The following is a 19,399-nucleotide window of genomic DNA, read 5'->3' as shown; positions in this document are numbered from 1 at the left end:
GTGACCACGACTCCTGCGCCGCCGCCGGCCACGCCTCACCGTTCCCGCCGCGTCATCGCCATCTCGCTCGTCATCATCGCGGCCTTCGTGGTGGCGTTCTTCGTCTTCGCGAACCTGTACGCCGACTGGCTCTGGTACGACCAGCTCGGGTTCTCCCGGGTCCTGGTCACGCAATGGCTCGCGCGGATCGGCATGTTCGCCATCGGCTTCGTCGGCATGGCGCTGCCGGTGTGGCTGTGCATCCAGCTCGCGTACCGGCTGCGTCCGGTGTACGCACGGCTGAGCTCGCAGCTGGACCGCTACCAGGAGGTCGTCGAGCCGCTGCGGCGCCTGGCCATGTGGGGCATCCCGATCTTCTTCGGATTCTTCGCCGGGTTCGCGGCATCCACCCAGTGGGAGACCACCGCGCTGTGGCTGAACGGGGTGACCACGAAGGTCATCGACCCGCAGTTCGGCCTGGACACCGGGTTCTACATGTTCGCGCTGCCGTTCTACGGCTCCGTGCTCGGCTTCAGCTCCGCGGTGCTGCTGATCTGCCTGCTGGTCTCCGCGGTCGTGTCGTACCTGTACGGTTCGGTGCGGATAGCGCAGCGCGAGCTGCGGATCTCGCGCGCGGCCCGCATCCAATTCGCGGTGCTCGCCGGCGTCTACCTGCTGCTGCAGGCGGCGAGCCTGTGGCTGGACCGGTACAAGACGATGGTGTCCGAGAACGGCCTGATCACCGGCCCCGGCTTCACCGAGACGAACGCGGTGATCCCCGGGCAGGTGATCCTCGCGATCATCGCCGCGCTCGTGGCGGTGCTGTTCTTCGTCACCGCCGTGATCGGCCACTGGCGCTACCCGCTGATAGCGACAGCGCTGCTGGTGGTGTCGTCGATCGTCGTCGGAATGGCCTACCCGTGGGTCGTGAACGTCGTGCAGGTCAAGCCCAACCAGCTGAGCCTGGAGGCCATGTACTACCAGCGCAACATCGACGCGACGAAGCAGGCGTACGGGCTGTCGGGCCTGGAGACCACGAACTTCGCCGCGAAGACGGATGCCACGAAGGGGCAGCTGCTGTCGGACGCGTCCACCACCGCCCAGATCCGGATCATGGACCCGGCCATCATCGGCCCCACCGTGCAGCAGCTGGAGCAGTACCGCTCCTACTACCAGTTCAACAACCCGCTGGACGTCGACCGCTACCAGCTGAACGGCGTCTCCCAGGACACCGTGGTGTCGGTGCGCGACCTGAACCTCAACGCGCTCGGCGCGAACGCGACGTGGCAGAACACGACGCAGATCTACACGCACGGCTACGGGATGGTGGTCGCGAAGGGTAACGCCCGCACGAACGACGGCATGCCGGTGTTCCTGGAGCGCGGCATCCCGAGCGCCGGATTCCTCGGTTCGGACTTCCAGCCGCGGGTCTACTTCGGCGAGCACTCGCCGCAGTACTCGATCGTCGGCGCCGCCGCCGGCGCCGCACCGATCGAGCTGGACTACCTGTCCGGCACCGAGGGCGCCGACGAGGTGAAGACGACGTTCACCGGGGACGGCGGCCCGAACATCGGCAGCTGGTTCAACCGGCTCGTGTACGCGCTGAAGTTCCAGTCCGAGCAGATCCTGTTCTCGGACAGCATCAACGCCCAGTCGCAGATCCTGTACGACCGTGACCCGGAGCTGCGGGTGAAGAAGGCGGCCCCGTACCTGACGCTGGACGGCGACCCGTACCCCACCGTCGTCGACGGCCGCATCGTGTGGGTCGTGGACGGCTACACGACCAGCGCCGACTACCCGTACTCGCACACCACGAGCCTGTCCAAGGCGACCGCGGACGCGTCCAACACGACGCCGACGATCACGATGGACAACATCAACTACATCCGCAACTCGGTGAAGGCCACCGTGGACGCGTACGACGGTCACGTCACGCTCTATGCGTGGGACGCGGCCGACCCGGTGCTGCAGACGTGGGAGAAGGTGTATCCCGCCACGATCAAGCCGCTGTCGGCGATCAGCGGGGAGCTGATGAGCCACGTGCGGTATCCCACCGACCTGTTCAAGGTGCAGCGGTCCGTGCTCGGCACGTACCACGTCGATGACGCGCAGTCGTTCTACCGCAGCGACAACAAGTGGATAACGCCTGACGATCCGCAGACCCCGGACAGCCTGCAGCCGCCGTACTACCTGACGATGAAGATGCCGGGGCAGAAGAACCCCGAGTACTCGATGTTCACGAGCTTCATCCCGGAGTCGAACACCGGCAGCGACGCGCGCAACGTGCTGATGGGCTACCTCGCCGTGGACTCGAACGCCGGCAGCACGTCCGGTGAGAAGTCCGCGGACTACGGCAAGCTGCGGATGCTGGAGATCAGCGCCGACACCCCGGTCCCCGGTCCCGGCCGCGTGCAGAACAACTTCGACGCGCAGCCGAGCGTGTCGCAGTTCATCAACCTGCTCAAGCAGGGGCAGTCGCAGGTTCTCCCGGGCAACCTGCTGACCGTCCCGGTCGGCGGCGGCCTGCTGTACGTGCAGCCGGTGTTCGTGCAGTCGTCCGGGCAGACGAAGCTCCCCACGCTGCAGAAGGTGCTCGTCGCGTTCGGCGACAAGGTCGCGTTCGAGGACACCCTGGGCGACGCGCTGGACACCCTGTTCGGCGGCGACTCCGGAGCGTCCACCGGTGACGAGAACGTCACCCCGACCGCGACGGCCACGCCGACGCCGGGGCAGACCACGACGCCCGGCCAGGGCGGCACCGGAACCGGGACGTCGGTCGCGTTCCAGGCGGCGCTGCAGGAGGCCAAGCAGGCCATGACGGACCGGCAGGCGGCGCTGAGCAAGGGCGACTGGGCCGCGTACGGGCAGGCCGATGCCCGCCTGACGGACGCCCTGGACAAGCTGCTGCAGCTGTCCGGTCAGCAGCCCTGAGGTCGGGCACCACCCCGCGGGCATGCTAAGCTTGTGATGTGCCGCGGGGTGGAGCAGTTCGGTAGCTCGCTGGGCTCATAACCCAGAGGTCGTAGGTTCAAATCCTGCCCCCGCAACCAGACACGAAGGCCCTCACGACGTGAGGGCCTTCGTCGTTTCCGGACGTCACCGGAGGTATCGCGACCGCCACCGCACGAGCGGCCCGGCCGTCGTCGCGGCGGTGCTCATCGCCTCCACCCGGCCCACGACGAGCAGGTGCGTCGCGGCGCGGTGCGCGGCCTGCACCCGCACGTCGAGCCACGCCAGCGCGCCCGCCAGGAGCGCCGGTCCCTGCGGATCGCGCCGCACGTGCGGCACCTGATCGAGGAGGGCCACGAGCGGCGAGCCGGGCTCGCCCAGCCGATCCGCGATCCAGCCCTGGTCCTCGCCGAGGATGCACAGGCCGAACCGGCCCGCCGCGGTGACGGCATCCGCTATCCGCGACAGCTCGTGCAGGGAGACCAGCACCGTCGGCGGGTCGTACGAGATCGACAGGAAGTCGGTGACGGTGACGGCGTGATCCCAGCGGCCTTGCCGTGCGGTGACCACGCCGACGCCCTTCGCCGTGAACGTGGACAGCAGCTTGTACGCGTCCTCGTCATCGGCGGTGGGGGGATCGGCGAGCACCCGCGCGCCCGGGGCGGGATCGGTCACGGCGCTCAGACGGCGGACTGGTGGGCGTGCACGCGGTCGAGGGCATCCAGCGCCACTATCGAGTGGGCGTAAGCGCCGCCCGCGCGCATCTCCGCGGCGACCCAGATGGCCTCCATGATCTCCTCGTCGGTGGCGCCCTTGCGCGCGGCCTGCTTCGTGTGGCCGTCGATGCAGTACGGGCACTGCGTGACGTGCGCGACGGCGACCGCCAGCAGCTGCTTCGTCTTCTCGTCCAGCGCGCCGGCGGCGAACACCTGCCGGCTGAACGACTGGAACGCGGCGGCAGTGTCGGGCACCAGCTCTTCCCGGCGGCGCAGCAGCTCAGGGGTGCGCTTCGGGTACGGGGAATCGGTCATGTCGTCCTCTCTGCGGCCGGACCCCGGTCGCAGCACCAGGCTATGCCCGCCGGGATGCCGCCGGCTTGCCCCCGGCCTTCACGGCGGCGAGGATGGACCCATGCCCGAGGAGTCGCCGTCCACCCTCGCCCTCGCGGTCGCCCAGTTCGCCCCGACCGCGGACACCGCCGCAAACCTGGCCGAGATCGCCCGGCTGACCGCCCTCGCCGCGGACCGGGGCGCCCAGGTCGTGGTCTTCCCCGAGTACGCGAGCGCCTTCGTCGACCCGTTCGACGACACCCTGGCCTCCCTCGCGCAGGACCTGGACGGGCCCTTCACGCAGGCGCTGGCGCGCATCGCCGCCGAGACCGGCGCCGTGGTCGTGGCGGGGCTGCTCGAGCACGGCACGGCCGGACGCCGCGTGCACAACACCGTCGTCGCGGTGGACGGCGGCGGCATCCGCAGCCACTACCGCAAACTTCACCTGTACGACGCGTTCGGGCAGCGCGAGTCCGACTGGGTGCAGGCCGGGTCGATCGAGCCGCCGCGGATCTTCGAGGTCGCGGGGCTCCGCTTCGGCCTGCAGACGTGCTACGACCTGCGCTTCCCGGAGGTCACCCGGATGGTGGTGGATGCCGGAGCCGACGTGGTCCTGGTGCCCTCGCAGTGGGTCCGCGGGCCCCTCAAGGAGCAGCACTGGCACACCCTCCTGCAGGCGCGGGCGATCGAGAACACCGTGTACGTCGCCGGCGCCGATCACCCGCCGCCGCTCGGGGTCGGTCAGTCGACGGTGATCGACCCGCAGGGCGTCGCCGTCGCCGCCGTCGGCACCGCCACCGACGTCGCCGTGGCGCACCTGGACCCGTCCGCGATCGAGCGCGTGCGCCGGATCAACCCGTCGCTGGCCGCGCGCCGGTTCACGGTCGCGCCGCGCGGATGAGACCGGTGCGCCTCACCGCAGTCGCTGCAGGCGGGTGACGGCCTCCTCGATCACCGTTGTCCGCTTGCACGCGGCGAAGCGCACCAGCGTCGCATAGTCGCGGCGGTGCGCGGGGCTGGCGAACGCCGTGAGCGGGATGGCGACGACCCCGGCGCGCTCGGGCAGCGCCCGGCAGAACGCCGCGGCATCCTCCGCCCCGAGCGGCGCCGCGTCCGCGACTGTGAAGTACGAGCCCGCCGGCGCCGACACCGCGAACCCGGCATCGCGCAGGCCGCGTCCGAGCAGGCGCGCCTTGGCCTGCATCGTCGCGGCGATGCCCGCGAAGAAGTCATCCGGGAGCCCCAGCCCGGCGGCAACCGCCGGCTGGAACGGTCCGCCGTTCACGTACGTGAGGAACTGCTTGACGGCGAGCACGGCGTCCACGAGCGGCGCGGGGCCGCTGACCCAGCCGATCTTCCAGCCCGTCGCGGAGAATGTCTTCCCGGCGGAGGAGATCGACAGCGTCCGCTCCCACGCGCCGGGCAGGGTCGCCAGCGGCACGTGCGACGCGTCGAACACGAGGTGCTCGTACACCTCGTCGGTGACCACCAGGGCATCATGACGTTCCGCCAGCCGCATGAGCTCTGCGCGCACTTCGGGCGAGAAGACGACGCCTGTCGGGTTGTGCGGGTCGTTCACGAGGATAATGCGGGTGCGGTCGCCGACGGCGGCGCGCAGATCGTCCAGGTCCGGCTGGAAGTCGGGGAAGCGCAGCGGCACCGTGACCAGACGTGCCCCGGACAGCGCCGCGCACGCGGCGTACGAGTCGTAATAGGGCTCGAACACGACGACCTCGTCGTCGGGTCCGTCCACGAACGCCAGCAGCGTCGCGGCGATGGCCTCGGTGGCTCCCGCGGTGACGAGGACCTCCCGCTCGGGATCCGGGTGCAGGCCGTAGAACCGCGCCTGGTGGTCGGCGATCGCGGTGCGCAGCTCGAGCGTGCCGCGCCCCGGCGGGTACTGGTTGGCGCCGTGGGCTATCGCCTCGCGCGCCGTCTCCAGCAGCAGCGCCGGACCGTCCTCGTCCGGAAATCCCTGGCCGAGGTTGACCGCGCCGGTCCGGGACGCGAGGTCGCTCATCTCGGCGAAGACGGTCGGCGCGCTGCGGCCGTCCGCGCCGAGCAGACCCGCTCCCGCGGCGACACGACGCCAGGCTCCTGCACGCTCTTGCACGATTCCCACGCTACCCGCATAGGGTCATCCCAATGCCGCCATACGGAACACACAGCAATGCGCGGCATGCTGGCATCTGTCAGCACGAAGGAGCACCCATGAGCGAGAACCAGGACCCCCGGCCCGAGGACGTCCCCGCGGCACCCGCGACGCCGTCGGCCCCGCCCGTGCCGCCGCTGCCCCCGACGCCCGGGGCGTCGACGGCGCCCACGCAGCCCTACCCCGGCCAGAGCTTCGGCATCCCCGCCGCACAGACACCGGAGCCCGCCTCGACGGCACCGGCCCGGGACCGGCGGATCGGCACCGGCAAGGTCGCGAGCCTGCTCGTGGCTGCGGCCCTCGTCGGCGGCGCCGCGGGCCTGGGCGGCACCTGGGCCGGCTCGAACCTGTGGAGCGTGGCGGATTCGTCGCCGGCGGCCGGGCCGAGCGTGGTCACGGTGAACAACACCGACAGCGTCACCGCGACCACGGCGATCGCCGCGAAGGTGGTACCGAGCGTCGTGACGATCAACGTGTCCGCCGGCAGCGACGGCGGCACCGGATCGGGTGTCGTGCTGAGCAAGGACGGCTACGTGCTGACCAACACGCACGTGGTGACCCTGGACGGCCAGAGCGCCACTCCGCGGATCTCCGTGACCACCTCGGACGGGCACATCTACGCCGCGAAGATCGTCGGCACCGACCCGGTGTACGACCTCGCCGTGATCAAGCTGGAGGGCGCGACAGATCTCGCGCCGGTCACCTGGGGCGACTCCGGCAAGCTCAACGTCGGCGACCAGACGATAGCAATCGGGGCCCCGCTGGGGCTGTCGAACACCGTCACCACCGGCATCGTCAGCGCCCTGAACAGGTCGATCGAGATAGCGTCGTCGGCCGCCCCCGGCTCCGGCGGCGACAGCAACGGAGACAACGGGGGCCAGAACGGCGACAGCCCGTTCTTCTTCGACTTCGGCCAGGGCCCGCAGACTCAGCGGTCCAGCGAATCGATCAAGATCGCCGTGATCCAGACCGACGCGCCGATCAACCCGGGCAACTCCGGCGGCGCCCTTGTGGACGGACAGGGCCGGATCGTCGGCATCAACGTCGCGATAGCCTCCACCGGGTCGACGACCTCCTCGTCGCAGAGCGGGTCGATCGGGGTCGGTTTCTCGATCCCGTCCGACATCGCGCAGCGCGTGGCGAAGGAGATCATCGACACCGGCGCCGCCACGCACGGACTGCTGGGCGCGAGCGTGCGCGACGCCTCATCGATCCAGGGGGCGACGATCACCGGCGCCGCGATCGTCGAGGTCACCGCCGGCGGCGGGGCCGACGGCGCGGGGCTGCGCGCGGGCGACGTGGTGACGGCTTTCAACGGCGTGCCGGTGGGCAGCGCGGTCGATCTGACCGCCCAGGTGCGTGCGGCCGCCGCCGGCAGCAAGGCCACCGTGACGTACGTGCGCGACGGAGCCAGCCACACGACGGATGTCACGCTGGGCACGCTGAAGTAGCGCCCAGGGACCGGACGCCGCCCCGCGATAGGCTCGCGGGGTGGCGTCCTTCTCGTTCAGCGCGGGCAACGCGGCAAAGCTCCTCCGGATCCCGCTGTACGTCGCCGGACGCCTCGTCACCCTCCTCGTCCCGCGCACCCGCGACGAGTGGGTCTTCGGCTGTGGCGCCGGCATCGGCGACGGCGCGCTGGCGCTGTGGGACGAGGCCACCCGGCACTCGCACGCGATGGTGTGGCTGGTCACCTCCGAACGGCAGCAGGCCGATGCCGCGGCCCGCGGCATCCCGACCCTTTGCGCCTACTCGCCGCGCGGCTTCTGGCGCACCGCGCGAGCCCGCGTGGTGGTCGTCACGCACGGCTTCGGGGACGTGAACAGGTACGCCGTCGGCGGCGCCTTCATCGTCCAGCTGTGGCACGGCATCCCCCTCAAGCGCATCGGGATCGACTCCCCGGAGACCGTGCGCATCCCGGACGCCGTGAGCGGGATGCCGGGGGCCGGCGCCGTGCGCCGGCTCATCGCCGTGCTGTACCGGCGCACGACGCGCCGCATCGACCTGATCCCGGCGGCATCCCACCTCGTGCGCGGACGCCTCGAGTCGGCCTTCTCGCTGCCGGACGCGCGAGTGCCGGTCACGGGGGAGCCGCGCGTGGACGTGCTCTCGGCCGGCGACCCCCGGGCGCGCCGCGACCGCGCCCGTGCCCTGATCGAAGCCGCCGTGGGCCCACTGGACGGCTCCCGCGCGGTGCTGTACGCGCCCACGTGGCGCGACGGCGCGCAGGACCCGGCGGTGCCCGGCGACACGGACTGGGCGCGGATCGTCGAGATGCTCCGCGCCCGCGACGCGGTCCTGCTGATCCGCTCGCATCCACTCGGGTCGGGGCGCTATGCGCCCGGGGAGCCGACCGACCGGGTGCGGTCGATCGGCAGCGACCTCGTCCCCGACATCACGCCGCTGCTGCCCGGTCTCGATGCGCTCGTCACCGACTATTCGTCGCTCGCGTTCGACGCGTCGCTCGTGCCGCTGCCGGTGGTGTTCTTCGCCCCCGACCTCGAGGAGTACGTCGCCCGCCGCGGGATGTACGGCAGGTACGTGGATGTGGCAGGTTCCGGGTGGGCGACGGACTGGACGCAGACCGTGGGGCAACTGGACGCGGTCCTCGCAGACAAGGCCGCGCGCGCCGACCGACTCGCCCGGTCCGCGGCGCTCGGTGCGCGGGTGCACGCTTTCGCGGACGCCAGGAACGCCGTCCGCGTGCACCGCGCCATCCTCACGCGGCTGGCCGCGGGGCGGGACCGGGAGGAGACCCGATGACCGAGGCCCGCTTCGACGCCGCCGCGCCGGCCCTCGTCGTCACCGGGACCGGCGCCCGGCCGGCGCGAGCGCGCCTGGACGGGCCGCGCGCCGGCGTGGACGCCCGGGTCACCGGCGGCGGACGCACGTGGCGTGCGGTGTTCCCGCTGCAGGCGTCGCGCTGGTCGGGCCCGGTCCTGCCGCTGCCCACCGGCGAGTACCGGGTGCACATCGACGGCGCGGACCTTGCATCCGTGCGCCTCCCCGACACCCTGCTCGGCACGGTGCGGGCGGCGCTGGACGACGGCATCCTGCGCATCGCGGCGCCGCTGGACTCCGCCTACGACTCGTGGGAGGGACAGGCCGCGCTGGAGCGCCGGTACGCGAACCGGCCCAGCGACCGGCTCGAGAACGCGGTCTTCTTCGAGAGCTTCTACGGCCGCAACGCGAGCGACAACCCGTACGCGATCGACCGCGAGCTCGCGCGACGCGCCCCGCAGACAGCCCGCTACTGGAGCGTCGTCGACCTTTCGGTGGCCGTCCCCGACGGGGCCATCCCGATCATCGAAGGCAGCCCGGAGTGGTGGCGGGCGCGGGGAACGGCGCGGCTGCTCGTGGTCAACGACTGGCTGCGCCGGCGTTTCGAGCGGCGGCGCGGACAGCGGGTCGTGCAGACCTGGCACGGCACGCCCCTCAAGCGCCTCGCCCTGCACCGGCCGGGCTTCGCCCCGCGGAGGGCGGTCGCGGCGATCCGCGAGGCGCGCCGGTGGGACGTGCTGCTCGCGCAGAACCCGTACGCCGCCGGCGTCCTCGGCGGCGCGTACGCGCTGGGCCGCCGACCCATCTGGGTGGAGGGATACCCGCGCAACGACGTGCTGGTCACCGGCGATGGGGCACAGGTCCGCGCCCGGCTCGGCATCGCCGCGCACGAGCGGGTGCTGCTGTACGCCCCGACGTGGCGGGACGACCGCGAGCAGATCGTCGACTTCCTCGACCTCGAGGCGCTGGCCGCCGACACCGGAACCGTGGTCCTGGTGCGGGGCCACTCCCGCACGCTCCTGCCGGGTCGGGATGCCGTCGGCGCGCGGGTCCGCGACGTCACCGCGTTCCCCGACACGGCGCTTCTCATGCTGGCCGCCGACGCGCTGATCACGGACTACTCGTCGGTGATGTTCGACTTCTCGGTCACCGGCCGGCCGATCTACTTCCACGTGCCGGACATGGCCCACTACCGCGGCGAGCTGCGGGGGTTCTACTTCGACCTGGCGGCGCGGGCGCCCGGCCCCCTGGTGCGGACGCAGAGCGAGCTCGTCGCCGCTGTCCTCGCCGACGACCCGGCCCCGTACGCCGAGCGCTACGCGGCGTGGCGGGAGCGGTTCAACGCGCGCGAGGACGGGCACGCCGCCGAACGGGTCGTGGCACGCCTGCTCGACCAGGGCTTCGTCGAGCTCTGACGCGCGGCTACGGCAGCGGCGTGTTCCGGCTGCCGAGCCGGGACGTGTCGACGGTCCGGGACGCCCCCGCGAAAAGGCCGGCGAGGAAGCCCGCCCCCCAGCACACGTGCATCGTCGGGAGCACCGCGAGCGTCCAGAGCCGGTCGCGCCACCCGCCGTCGCGGCCGATCGCGACGGCGACGACGAGGACGACGTAGGCCAGGATCGGCAGGTGGATCACGGAGGCAGCCACCGCCGCCGGCCCGGTGATCACACGCAGCACCTGGAGCAGCCCGACGACGACCGCGAGCGCGACGACGACGACGAGGACCGGCGGGGCGAAGAACCGCAGCGCATTGCGTCGGCCGTACCGGCGCACGAGCTCGCCGCGCCACGCGCCGGTGGCCCGGAACTGCTGTGCGAGCCGCAGCCAGCTCTCCCGCGGCCAGTACGTCACCGCCAGGGACGGGTCGAACCACACCCGGTACCCGGCCCGGCGGATGCGCAGGTTCAGCTCCCAGTCCTCACCGCGGCGGATCGACTCGTCGAACAGGCCCACCTCGTCCAGCACCGTGCGACGCATGACGCCGAGGTACGCCGATTCGGCGGGTCCGGCCTGCGCGCCGCCATGGTACGCGGCACCGCCCAGGCCGATCGGCGAGTTGTAGGCATGCGCGACGGCGCGCTGGAAGGGGGTGCGGCCGTCCGCGCGCATCACGCCGCCGACGTTCGCCGCACGGGTGCCCGCGAGCACCGCGAGGGCTGCGCGCGCGTACCCGCCGGCCAGCTCGGAATGCGCATCCACGCGCACGACGGTCGGGTACCGGCTCGCGCGGATGGCGCGGTTCAGGCCCTTCGGGATGTCGGCCTCGGGGTTGTCGACGAGCACTATCCGGGAATCCCCGGCGGCCAGCCGCCGGGCGAGGTCGCTGGTGCCGTCGGTGGACGGACCGAGGGCGAGCACGAGCTCGGACGGCCCGTCGACCTCCTGCGCGAGCACCGTCTGCACCGCCCGGTCGAGGTAGTCCGCCTCGTTCAGCACCGGCATGACGAAGGAGACGCCCGCACCGGCGGGAGGGACAGGGGCGTCTCGATGGCCTGCCGCGTCCTCCTGCACCACACGATCATGTCATGCCCGCGATCACGTCCGCGTCCGCCGCCGCTTCGCGGCCGTGGGCCGGCGCCTTCCCGTCGCGTGCGGCACGGGCGGCGGGTCGCTGTGCAGCCGGAACAGCCATTCCGGGATCTTCCCGCTGCCGATCAGGGCGGTGAGCACGCGCGCCATGCCGTGATCGGGATCCGCCTGCAGCGCGGCATCCAGGTGATGCCCCGCCACCGTGCCGGCACCCAGCGCCCAATGCTGCCACGCGAGCATGCACAGCAGATCGGGTCGCAGGTCGGCGGGGAGGTGGGCGACGACGCGGCGGAGGATGCCGGTGGCCCGCCGGATCCGGTCGACGTCCGGGATGCGGTCGCTGTCGCCGCTCATCAGCCCGCCGATCTCGCCCGGCAGGTCGCCGGCCGCGGTTTCGGCGGCGATCACGTCGTCCATGGACTGCCCCGTCGCCCGCTGACGCTCATGCCACCGGTCGGAGTCGGCCCGCGCCCGTTCGCCGACGCCGCGGCCGAACGCCATCTGCAGCATCATCTCGTCACGCCGGGCCGGCAGGAACGCGAGGACGGCCAGCTGCATCATCAGCGGGAACGGCACCACGTCGGGCTCGTACGCGAGGATCCGTTCGACCAGCTCCACGCCGTCGGGGAAGGAGCCGGGATGGATGCGACCGAACGCGTCCCGCTCGACACCGTCGCAGAGCAGGTCCTCGACAGCATCCACCAGCAGCCGAGCCAGCGCCGGGTCGGCCGGCGGCAGGGCGGTGTCCGCGGTGTGCGCCGGCAGCCGCTTTCCGCCGCGCACCGCGGCGGCATCGGCGGCCAGGGGGCTCTGGGCGATCCGGGCCGGGGGGTGCCCGTCGAACGGCGGATCGTCCTCGTACCAGCTGGCATACCCGTCGCCGGCGACGCACAGTGCGTCCTTGACCTGGAAGCCGGCCGACTCGAAGCCCTCGTCCAGCCGTTGGATGAGCGCCTCACGCCCGGCGTACGCGACGGGGAACGTGTCGTCCGTGTAGACGACGAAGGTCGCGCCGTCGCAGCCGTCGAGGCGGCTGAGCGCGCCCAGGGCGAGCGAGCAGATGGCGGCATCGTGCTCCGGGGACCGGAGCGACGGGAGATCCAGACGCATCGTCCCCATCGTGCGCTTGCCGCGGAAGGCGACGACCACGACGCTTTCGCGCACGGTGCGACCCATGAGCGTGGGCAGTGTCGCCAGGAAGTCGGTGCTCGTCGTGGATCGGAGGATCACGCGGTTCTCGGTCATCACCCCATGGTCGTGATCCGGGTGGTGCGGTGGCGGCCGAGGCGGGAATCTGTGGACAGGTCAGTGCGGCGCCCCCGTTGGGGAGGAGCCGATGACCTCACAGTGGATCGTCGGCGGGTGCGGGATCGGCCGGGGTCACCTCGACCGAAATCGAGATCGAGGCTCCGGAGGTTCCCGTCGCAATCGCGAACGGGTCCACCGGCGGGTCTTCCAGCAGTTCGGCGTCGGTGTGCTGCCGCAGCGGCTCGGACGGCAGGCCCGCCCACTCGAACGGATTGTCGGGGTGCGACGCGAAAAGTCCCATGGCTTCATTCTCGTCGGATCGCGCGGGCGCAGGACGGTCATTCGGCGAACATCCAGCGAGCCGGCCGGCGGGCCTACTCGTCCGGCGCCGTCTCGCGGGCCGGTGCGGTCCGGCGCACGGCGAGCGCGGCGGCCGCATCCTTGACCCGTCCTGCCGCCCCGCCGACGGCGCCGGTGGCGCGGCCGGCCGCGCCGGCGACGGCGGTCCCGGCCCGGTGCAGGCCGCCCCCGACGATGTGCTCCACGCGGCGCGCTCCCGGCCGCGGCGCTGTCTGGGCCGGCAGCACCGGGGGAGGCACGCCGAACGCGCGCCGGGACGAGACGACGACGCGGCGGCCGAGGACCCCGTTGCCGACGCCGCCGACGACAGCGCCGACGCCGAACGGGAGCGCCTTGCCGAGCAGGGTCGCACCGCCGGCTGCCGCGAACCGGCGGATGAACACCGACTTCAGCCGATCCACGAGGGGGCCGACGGCGGCGCGCGGGAGCGCGGTGGTGATCAGCTCGCCCCAGTACGCGCTGCGGGACGGGCCACGTCCGCTCGCCTGCCGCGCAAGCTGCGTGACGAGATCCACGCCCTCGTTGCCGAGCAGCAGGGTCAGCACGAGCGCCCGCGCACGGTCCGGGTCCTCGACCCGGATGCCATGCACCTCCGCGAGGGACTGCGCGAACAGCGCCGTCGACTCCACGAAGGCCACCGTCTCGACACCGCTGAGGGCCAGGGTCACGCCCGTCGTGATCCCCGGGACCACGGCCGTCGCCCCCACGGCCGCACCGCCGGTCGCGACGGTCGCCAGGTACCGGCGCTCCAGGAGCCGGACTATCTCGACCGGCCCCGCGGCGGGATGGCGCAGGCGGAGGCTGCGCAGGTGCGCGAGCACGGCGGGACGCTGGATCGCCAGCACCCGGTCGAGGGCGCGGATCAGGCGCGGATGCTCAGCGGAGCCCTCCGGCGGCAGACCGCCTGCCCACGGCGCGCCGTCCGGGAGGGAGTCGATGCGGTGCACCTTCTTCGCGGTCACGACGATCCGCTTGCCCCGTCCGACCGCGGGTCAGACGAAGAGGTTGGCCCGCTCGAGGTCTTCGGCGAAGTCGACCTCGACGGCATAGAGGTCGGAGATGTCCAGCGGCGCCAGCAGCACGCCGTCCTCGAGGATGGCCAGCTCGAGACCGCGCTCGAAGTAGTCCTGGTCGTCGACGCGGTGCAACTGGCGCATGAACGCCTTCTTGTCCCGAGAGGAGATGTAGTTGATCCCGACGGCTTCGCCGATCCCGCCGGCGACCGTCTTGGAGAGCTCCTTGATGTGCCCTTCGGCGTCGATCGTGTACTTGACCTCTTCGTCGCTCACGCGCGCCGTGTTCACCGTCACGAACGACTCGTCCCGCTCGATCAGGGCTATTGCGCGCCCCAGGATCCGCGGATCGAACACGACGTCCCCGTTCATCCAGAGGACGCCGTCCCGGCCCGTGGAGGACAGTCCGCGCAGCAGGCTCTTGGACGTGTTCGTCTGGTCGTAACGGTCGTTGTAGACGTAGTCGTCGTCCGGGAACGCCTCGACAATCGTCTCCGCCCGATATCCCACCACCACGGTGATCCGGACGTCCCGGCCGAAAGCGGCGCGGATGTTGTCGTGCTGCTGGCCCATGATCGTGCGGCCGTCGGTGAGCGTCGTGAGCGGCTTGGGAAGACTGCGACCCAGGCGCGAGCCCATGCCGGCCGCGAGTATGACGGTCTGAAGTGTCAAGATCAGCTCCTGGAATACGTGTCTGGGATGCCGGGGGAAAGCCGGCGAGACACCCCATCGTGCTGTTGCCATGCTATCGAACGGCCCTGGATGTGCTCTGGGACGTCCGGGTGACGTTGCCGATTCGTGACACGCCGCACGGCAACCTCACAGCATCGTTCGTCCCGGCCGCGCTTGATACCGTGGTGCGGTGACAGCCTCCTCCCCGGTGCCGCAGGACCCGCCCGCCGACAAGGGCGACGGTGGCGCGGGCGCGGGGAAGAAGGCCCTGCCGCGTCCTCCGCGGCCACGGATCGACGCGGCCACGGCGGCACGGGCGGCGGAGAAGGGCACACCCAAGAGCACGGCGAAAGAGCTCGCTGCGGCGAAACCGACCGTGCCGGCGGGACCCGCTCCGCGACCCAAGAAGCCGCGTGCGAAGCCGAAGCCGAAGCCGAGGCCTGAACCCGCGGCGCCGGTCGAGCCGGTGGATGCCGCCGACACCGCCCTTCCCGCCGCCGACGTGGTGATCCCGCCGAAGCCGCCGCTTCCCCCCGCCGCGCCACCGCCCCCGACCTCGCCGGCGACGGATGCCGCGCCAGACGACGTGGTGGTCACCGTCGCGGAGGCAGAGGAGGACGTCGCAACCACGCCGGAGCCTGCTGTCGCCGAGGACGCCGCGACGGCATCCCCGCCGCTGCCTGCACTCGAGGTACACGGGCTCGCCAAGAGCTTCCACGGCACGGCCGCCGTCTCCGGGATCGATCTCACCGTGCCCGCCGGAACGTTCTACGGCGTCGTCGGCCCGAACGGGGCCGGGAAGACCACGACGCTGTCGATGATCGCGGGCCTGCTGCGCCCCGACCACGGCCGCATCCTCGTGAACGGCGTCGACGCCGTACAGCGTCCCCGGGCGGTGAAGCGGCTGCTGGGCGTGCTGCCGGACCGGCTGCGCACGTTCGACCGCCTCACCGGCCGGCAGCTCCTCTACTACTGCGGGGTGCTGCGCGGACTGGACCCTGCCCTCGTGAACACCCGAACCGGCGACCTCGCGCGCGCGTTCGACCTCACCGACGCGCTCGCCCGGCCGGTGTCGGACTATTCCGCCGGCATGACGAAGAAGGTCATGCTCGCGGGCGCCATGATCCACTCGCCGCGCCTGCTCGTGCTCGACGAGCCGTTCGAGGCCGTCGATCCCGTCTCGTCCGCGGTGATCCTCGACATCCTCGGCGCGTATGTCGCCCACGGCGGCACCGTCATCCTCTCCAGCCACGGCATGGAGCTCGTGGAGCGCGTGTGCACGCGGGTCGCGGTGCTGGTCGGCGGTCAGGTGCTCGCCGAAGGACCCGTCGCCGACGTGCGCGGCGAGCTCACCCTGGAGCAGCGGTTCGTGCAGCTGGCCGGCGGCCTCGGCGACGTGGAGGGCCTGGAATGGCTGCACACGTTCTCCGACTGAGACTGGCGATGCTCGTCGGCGCGGTGCGCACCGACCGGCGCGCCGCGGTGCGGGTGGTCCTCGGCCTGATCCTGGTCGTCGCGGCCACCGTGGTCGGCTGCGTCGCGCTGCTGACCCTGCGGCACTCGTCGGTCGCGGCGGCGTTCGTCGTCAGCGTGTTCGGCGGCAGCGCGCTGACTCTCGGATTCGCCGCCGCCCCGCTGATGGCGGGCGCCGTCGACCCGCTGGATCCCCGGCGCTTCGTCGTGTTCGACATCCCGCCGGGCCGGCTTGCGGCCACGCTCGCGCTCGCCGGCGTGCTCAGCGTCCCGCTGGCGGCGGTCACCGCGCTCGCCGCGTGCACGGCCGTGCTGTGGCAGTCGCTCGGGGTGCCGTGGCCCGTGGCCACACTGGGGGCGCTGCTCGGCGTGCTCACGTGCACGCTTGCGGCGCGGGTGTTCACCGCGCTCGCGGCGCTGGTCCTGCGGCAGCGCCGCTCCCGCGAGCTCACGGGCCTCTTCGTCCTCGCGCTGCTCGTGGTGGTCGTCCCGGTCGGCGTGTTCCTCGCCTCCCTGCAGTGGGCGGGGCATGTCCCCGGGCAGCTGGGCGCGGCCGCCGCGATCCTCGCTCTCACGCCAATGGGCGCGGCCTGGGCGATCCCGGCGCTGTGGGCGTCCGGCGCCGGCGAGGTCTGGATCGCGGCGCCGCTCGCCCTGGTCACGGTGGCGGTCCTCGGCGCCGGGTGGGTGTGGATCGTCGCGCACGTCCTGCGCACCGTGGAGCGCCCGGCGGTGGGCCGCGGCAGCGGGGGACTGGGCTGGTTCGCCGTCGCCCCGGGCACGCCCGGCGGCGCCGTCGCGGCCCGGAGCCTGCTGTACTGGCTCACCGACCGCCGGTACATCGTGAACGTCGTGATAGTGCCGGTCGCGGCGCTGCTGGCGATGGTGCCGCCGCTGGTGGTGGGCGTGCCGTTCGCCGTCGTGGTCCTGGTGCCGGTGCCGATCATGGCCCTGTTCCTCGGCTGGCTTCCGCACAACGATCTCGCGTACGACTCCACCGCCGTGTGGATGCACATCGCCGCAGGGGTGCGCGGCGTGTCCGACCGTGTGGGCAGACTCGTTCCGGTGCTGGTGATCGGCATCCCGGTGCTGGCGGTCACCGCGCCGGTCGCGATAGCGCTCCACGGGCACTGGGCGCTGCTGCCCGCCATGATCGGCGTGTGCGGGAGTCTGTTCCTGGGCGGACTTGGCCTGTCCAGCATCTCGTCGGCGCTCGCGCCGTATCCGGTCACCCGGCCCGGCGACAGCCCGTTCCAGCAGCCGGAGCGGGCGGGCACGGCGTCCGCGCTCGCCCAGGCCGCCGTCCTCGTGGGAGCGCTCGTGTTGTCGGCGCCGGCGCTGTGGTGGGCGTGGCGCGCGCTCACCGGCACCGCCGCGGACGCGACGCTCGCGCTGTGGGCGGGACTGGGCACCGGGATCGGGATGCTGGTGGTCGGCGTCATCCTCGGATCGGCGGTGTACTCCCGCCGCGGACCCCGTCTGCTCGAGGTCGCCGAGTCGGCCTGACGCCGGCGCCGGGGGCGCCGACCGTGACTAGACTTGGCCACCATGAGCACCCCGATCGATCGGCCGGATTCCGGGGGACTGGCGACCCTCGACCGCGAGCTGGAAGAGCTCCTGCGCGAGGAGGCCATCGAGCCGGGCGACCACGAGCGCTTCTCCCACTACGTGAAGAAAGAGAAGATCCTCGAGTCGGCCCTCACCGGGAAGCCCGTGCGCGCGCTGTGCGGCAAGAAGTGGACGCCGGGCCGCGACCCGGAGAAGTTCCCGGTGTGCCCCGCCTGCAAGGAGATCTACGAATCCCTGATGGGATGACTCACTCCACGTCCACGTAGACCGTCGGGATGGCGGGATCCGCGCGGCTGAGGGCCAGTGCCCGCACCGGCAGTTCCTCGCGCACGCGGGCGTGGTGCGCGCGGGCCGTCTGCACGCCGGCGATGCCTTCATACTGCGGGTCGGCCTCGCCCGCGACGATCAGCGGCTGCTGCAGGGCGCGCGCGTCCGGGAACGCCGCGCCGGCAGGCGTCGTCTCGAAGCCGTCTGCCACGGCGATCAGCTCCTGCGTGGCGGTGCCGGCGTCCAGCGTGCGGAACGCCGCCTTGCGGCCGCCTCTGGACGCCTTGTCGGCGGACGCCTTCGCGACCGACACCCACGACCCGTCGCCGGCCTGCCGCGCCACGAGCTTGTACACCATGCCGGCGGTGGCGGTGCCGGATCCGGTCACCAGCGACGTCCCCACGCCGTACGCGTCGACGGGAGCGGCGGCCAAAGTCGCTATGGCGTACTCGTCGAGGTCGCTGGTGACCGTGATCCGCGTACCGGTGGCCCCCAGCTCGTCCAGCTGATCGCGGACGGCGGCGGCCACGCTCGGCAGATCGCCGGAGTCGATGCGCACGCCGCCGAGCCCGGTGCCGGCGGCGCGGACCGCCGCCTCGACGCCCGCGCGGATGTCGTACGTGTCCACCAGGAGCGTGGTGGCGGCGCCGAGCGCCGCGACCTGGGAGCGGAACGCGTCCGCCTCGGTGTCGTGCAGCAGTGTGAAAGCGTGCGCGGCCGTTCCCATCGTCGGGATGCCCCAGACCCGGCCGGCCTCCAGGTTGCTGGTGGCGTCGAAGCCGGCGATGAACGCGGCACGCGCTGCCGCCACTGCGGAGTGCTCGCCGGTGCGGCGCGATCCCATCTCCGCCAGCGGCCGGTCCCCGGCCGCTATCGACATGCGGGCGGCGGCGGTGGCGACGGCGGAGTCGTAGTTCATCACGCTCAGCGCTATCGTCTCCAGGACCACGGCCTCCGCGAACGTGCCCTCCACGGTCAGCACCGGGGATCCGGGGAAGTACAGCTCGCCCTCCCGGTATCCGGTGATCGAGCCGGTGAACCGGAAGTCCTCCAGATACCGCACGGTGTCGGCATCCACGACCCGGCCGTCGCGCAGGTACCGCAGCTGGTCGTCGCCGAAGCGGAACTCGCGCAGCAGCTGCAGCAGCCGCCCGGTGCCGGCGACCACCCCGAAGCGCCGCGCCCCGGACAGGCGCCGGGTGAAGAGCTCGAACACGCACCGCCGCCCCGCCGTGCCGTCCCGCAGCGCCGCGTCCACCATCGTCAATTCGTAGCGGTCGGTGAACAATGCGGTGCTGGCCTCGCCCATGCCGGTCAGCCTAGCGGCGACGGCGGGACGACCAGGACGCCCCGGGTAG

At 72.2% G+C, this 19,399-nt stretch carries 17 protein-coding genes and 1 tRNA gene; 9 read left to right on the top strand and 9 right to left on the bottom strand.

The window, feature by feature from the left end; all coding sequences use genetic code 11:
* Entirely contained in the window at window positions 1-2,910 is a 2,910-nt protein-coding gene (locus GH740_RS10225) for a UPF0182 family protein (protein ID WP_367641413.1), read from the top strand.
* A 42-nt stretch (window positions 2,911-2,952) separates the two neighbouring features.
* A tRNA-Met gene (locus tag GH740_RS10220) sits at window positions 2,953-3,029 on the top strand.
* Window positions 3,030-3,075: 46 nt separating this feature from the next.
* Here GH740_RS10220 and GH740_RS10215 read toward each other — a convergent pair.
* Together GH740_RS10215 and GH740_RS10210 are read right to left on the bottom strand one after the other, a co-directional pair.
* Window positions 3,076-3,603 carry a flavin reductase family protein gene (locus GH740_RS10215; protein ID WP_172978348.1) on the bottom strand — a complete coding sequence of 176 codons (528 nt, stop codon included), beginning with the start codon at window positions 3,601-3,603 and terminating at the stop codon, window positions 3,076-3,078.
* Window positions 3,604-3,608: 5 nt separating this feature from the next.
* Window positions 3,609-3,959: a carboxymuconolactone decarboxylase family protein gene (locus GH740_RS10210; protein ID WP_153745978.1), complete on the bottom strand. Its 351-nt coding sequence runs from the start codon at window positions 3,957-3,959 to the stop codon at window positions 3,609-3,611.
* 100 nt (window positions 3,960-4,059) lie between these two features.
* Here GH740_RS10210 and GH740_RS10205 point away from each other — a divergent pair, with 100 nt between their 5' ends.
* A complete protein-coding gene (locus GH740_RS10205; protein ID WP_153745977.1) occupies window positions 4,060-4,878 on the top strand; it encodes a carbon-nitrogen hydrolase family protein in 819 nt (272 codons plus the stop codon).
* A gap of 12 nt (window positions 4,879-4,890) precedes the next feature.
* Here the strand turns inward: GH740_RS10205 and GH740_RS10200 are convergent, their stop codons facing one another.
* A complete protein-coding gene (locus GH740_RS10200; RefSeq protein ID WP_367641459.1) occupies window positions 4,891-6,090 on the bottom strand; it encodes an aminotransferase class I/II-fold pyridoxal phosphate-dependent enzyme in 1,200 nt (399 codons plus the stop codon).
* A 98-nt stretch (window positions 6,091-6,188) separates the two neighbouring features.
* On the opposite strand from GH740_RS10200, the gene GH740_RS10195 reads away from it, so the two are divergent.
* The 3 genes from GH740_RS10195 to GH740_RS10185 are packed head-to-tail and all read left to right on the top strand — an operon-like array spanning window position 6,189 to window position 10,325.
* Window positions 6,189-7,580, top strand: a complete 1,392-nt coding sequence (locus tag GH740_RS10195) for a S1C family serine protease (protein WP_253941353.1) — start codon at window positions 6,189-6,191, stop codon at window positions 7,578-7,580.
* A gap of 40 nt (window positions 7,581-7,620) precedes the next feature.
* Window positions 7,621-8,892 (top strand): CDP-glycerol glycerophosphotransferase family protein, encoded by a 1,272-nt coding sequence (locus GH740_RS10190; RefSeq protein WP_367641409.1) that lies wholly within the window; start codon window positions 7,621-7,623, stop codon window positions 8,890-8,892.
* Window positions 8,889-10,325, top strand: a complete 1,437-nt coding sequence (locus tag GH740_RS10185; protein WP_153745975.1) for a CDP-glycerol glycerophosphotransferase family protein — start codon at window positions 8,889-8,891, stop codon at window positions 10,323-10,325. Before GH740_RS10190 ends, GH740_RS10185 begins: the two co-directional genes overlap by 4 nt.
* 7 nt (window positions 10,326-10,332) lie before the next feature.
* Here GH740_RS10185 and GH740_RS10180 read toward each other — a convergent pair whose 3' ends face one another.
* The 5 genes from GH740_RS10180 to GH740_RS10160 all read right to left on the bottom strand — a co-directional run bounded on the left by GH740_RS10180 (window position 10,333) and on the right by GH740_RS10160 (window position 14,732).
* The gene (locus tag GH740_RS10180; RefSeq protein WP_153745974.1) at window positions 10,333-11,352 is read right to left on the bottom strand and encodes a glycosyltransferase family 2 protein; all 1,020 of its coding nucleotides are present in this window, start codon (window positions 11,350-11,352) and stop codon (window positions 10,333-10,335) included.
* Between the two features lie 93 nt (window positions 11,353-11,445).
* The gene (locus tag GH740_RS10175) at window positions 11,446-12,684 is read right to left on the bottom strand and encodes a DUF4192 family protein (protein ID WP_153745973.1); all 1,239 of its coding nucleotides are present in this window, start codon (window positions 12,682-12,684) and stop codon (window positions 11,446-11,448) included.
* Window positions 12,685-12,781: 97 nt separating this feature from the next.
* The gene (locus GH740_RS10170; protein WP_153745972.1) at window positions 12,782-12,988 is read right to left on the bottom strand and encodes a hypothetical protein; all 207 of its coding nucleotides are present in this window, start codon (window positions 12,986-12,988) and stop codon (window positions 12,782-12,784) included.
* Between the two features lie 73 nt (window positions 12,989-13,061).
* Window positions 13,062-14,009, bottom strand: a complete 948-nt coding sequence (locus GH740_RS10165; RefSeq protein WP_367641406.1) for a hypothetical protein — start codon at window positions 14,007-14,009, stop codon at window positions 13,062-13,064.
* Between the two features lie 30 nt (window positions 14,010-14,039).
* On the bottom strand, window positions 14,040-14,732 hold the full coding sequence (locus tag GH740_RS10160) for an NTP transferase domain-containing protein (protein ID WP_153745971.1): 693 nt from the start codon (window positions 14,730-14,732) through the stop codon (window positions 14,040-14,042).
* A 190-nt stretch (window positions 14,733-14,922) separates the two neighbouring features.
* Between GH740_RS10160 and GH740_RS10155 the strand changes: the two genes are divergently transcribed.
* Genes GH740_RS10155 through GH740_RS10145 form a run of 3 tightly spaced genes read left to right on the top strand, consistent with a single transcriptional unit; the run spans window position 14,923 to window position 18,020 of the window.
* Window positions 14,923-16,167, top strand: a complete 1,245-nt coding sequence (locus GH740_RS10155; RefSeq protein ID WP_367641404.1) for an ABC transporter ATP-binding protein — start codon at window positions 14,923-14,925, stop codon at window positions 16,165-16,167.
* Window positions 16,143-17,711 carry a hypothetical protein gene (locus GH740_RS10150; RefSeq protein ID WP_153745970.1) on the top strand — a complete coding sequence of 523 codons (1,569 nt, stop codon included), beginning with the start codon at window positions 16,143-16,145 and terminating at the stop codon, window positions 17,709-17,711. Before GH740_RS10155 ends, GH740_RS10150 begins: the two co-directional genes overlap by 25 nt.
* Window positions 17,712-17,753: 42 nt before the next feature.
* Window positions 17,754-18,020 carry a DUF3039 domain-containing protein gene (locus tag GH740_RS10145; protein ID WP_153745969.1) on the top strand — a complete coding sequence of 89 codons (267 nt, stop codon included), beginning with the start codon at window positions 17,754-17,756 and terminating at the stop codon, window positions 18,018-18,020.
* Window position 18,021: 1 nt separating this feature from the next.
* Here the strand turns inward: GH740_RS10145 and GH740_RS10140 are convergent, their stop codons facing one another.
* Window positions 18,022-19,350, bottom strand: coding sequence for a nicotinate phosphoribosyltransferase (locus tag GH740_RS10140; protein WP_153745968.1), 1,329 nt, complete (start codon window positions 19,348-19,350; stop codon window positions 18,022-18,024).
* Window positions 19,351-19,399: the final 49 nt, after the last annotated feature.

The sequence above is a fragment of the Microbacterium sp. SYP-A9085 genome (assembly GCF_009649635.1).
Lineage (GTDB): Bacteria > Actinomycetota > Actinomycetes > Actinomycetales > Microbacteriaceae > Microbacterium.
Note: the sequence above shows the minus strand (reverse complement) of the source record. Positions and strands in the feature narration are given on the sequence as shown.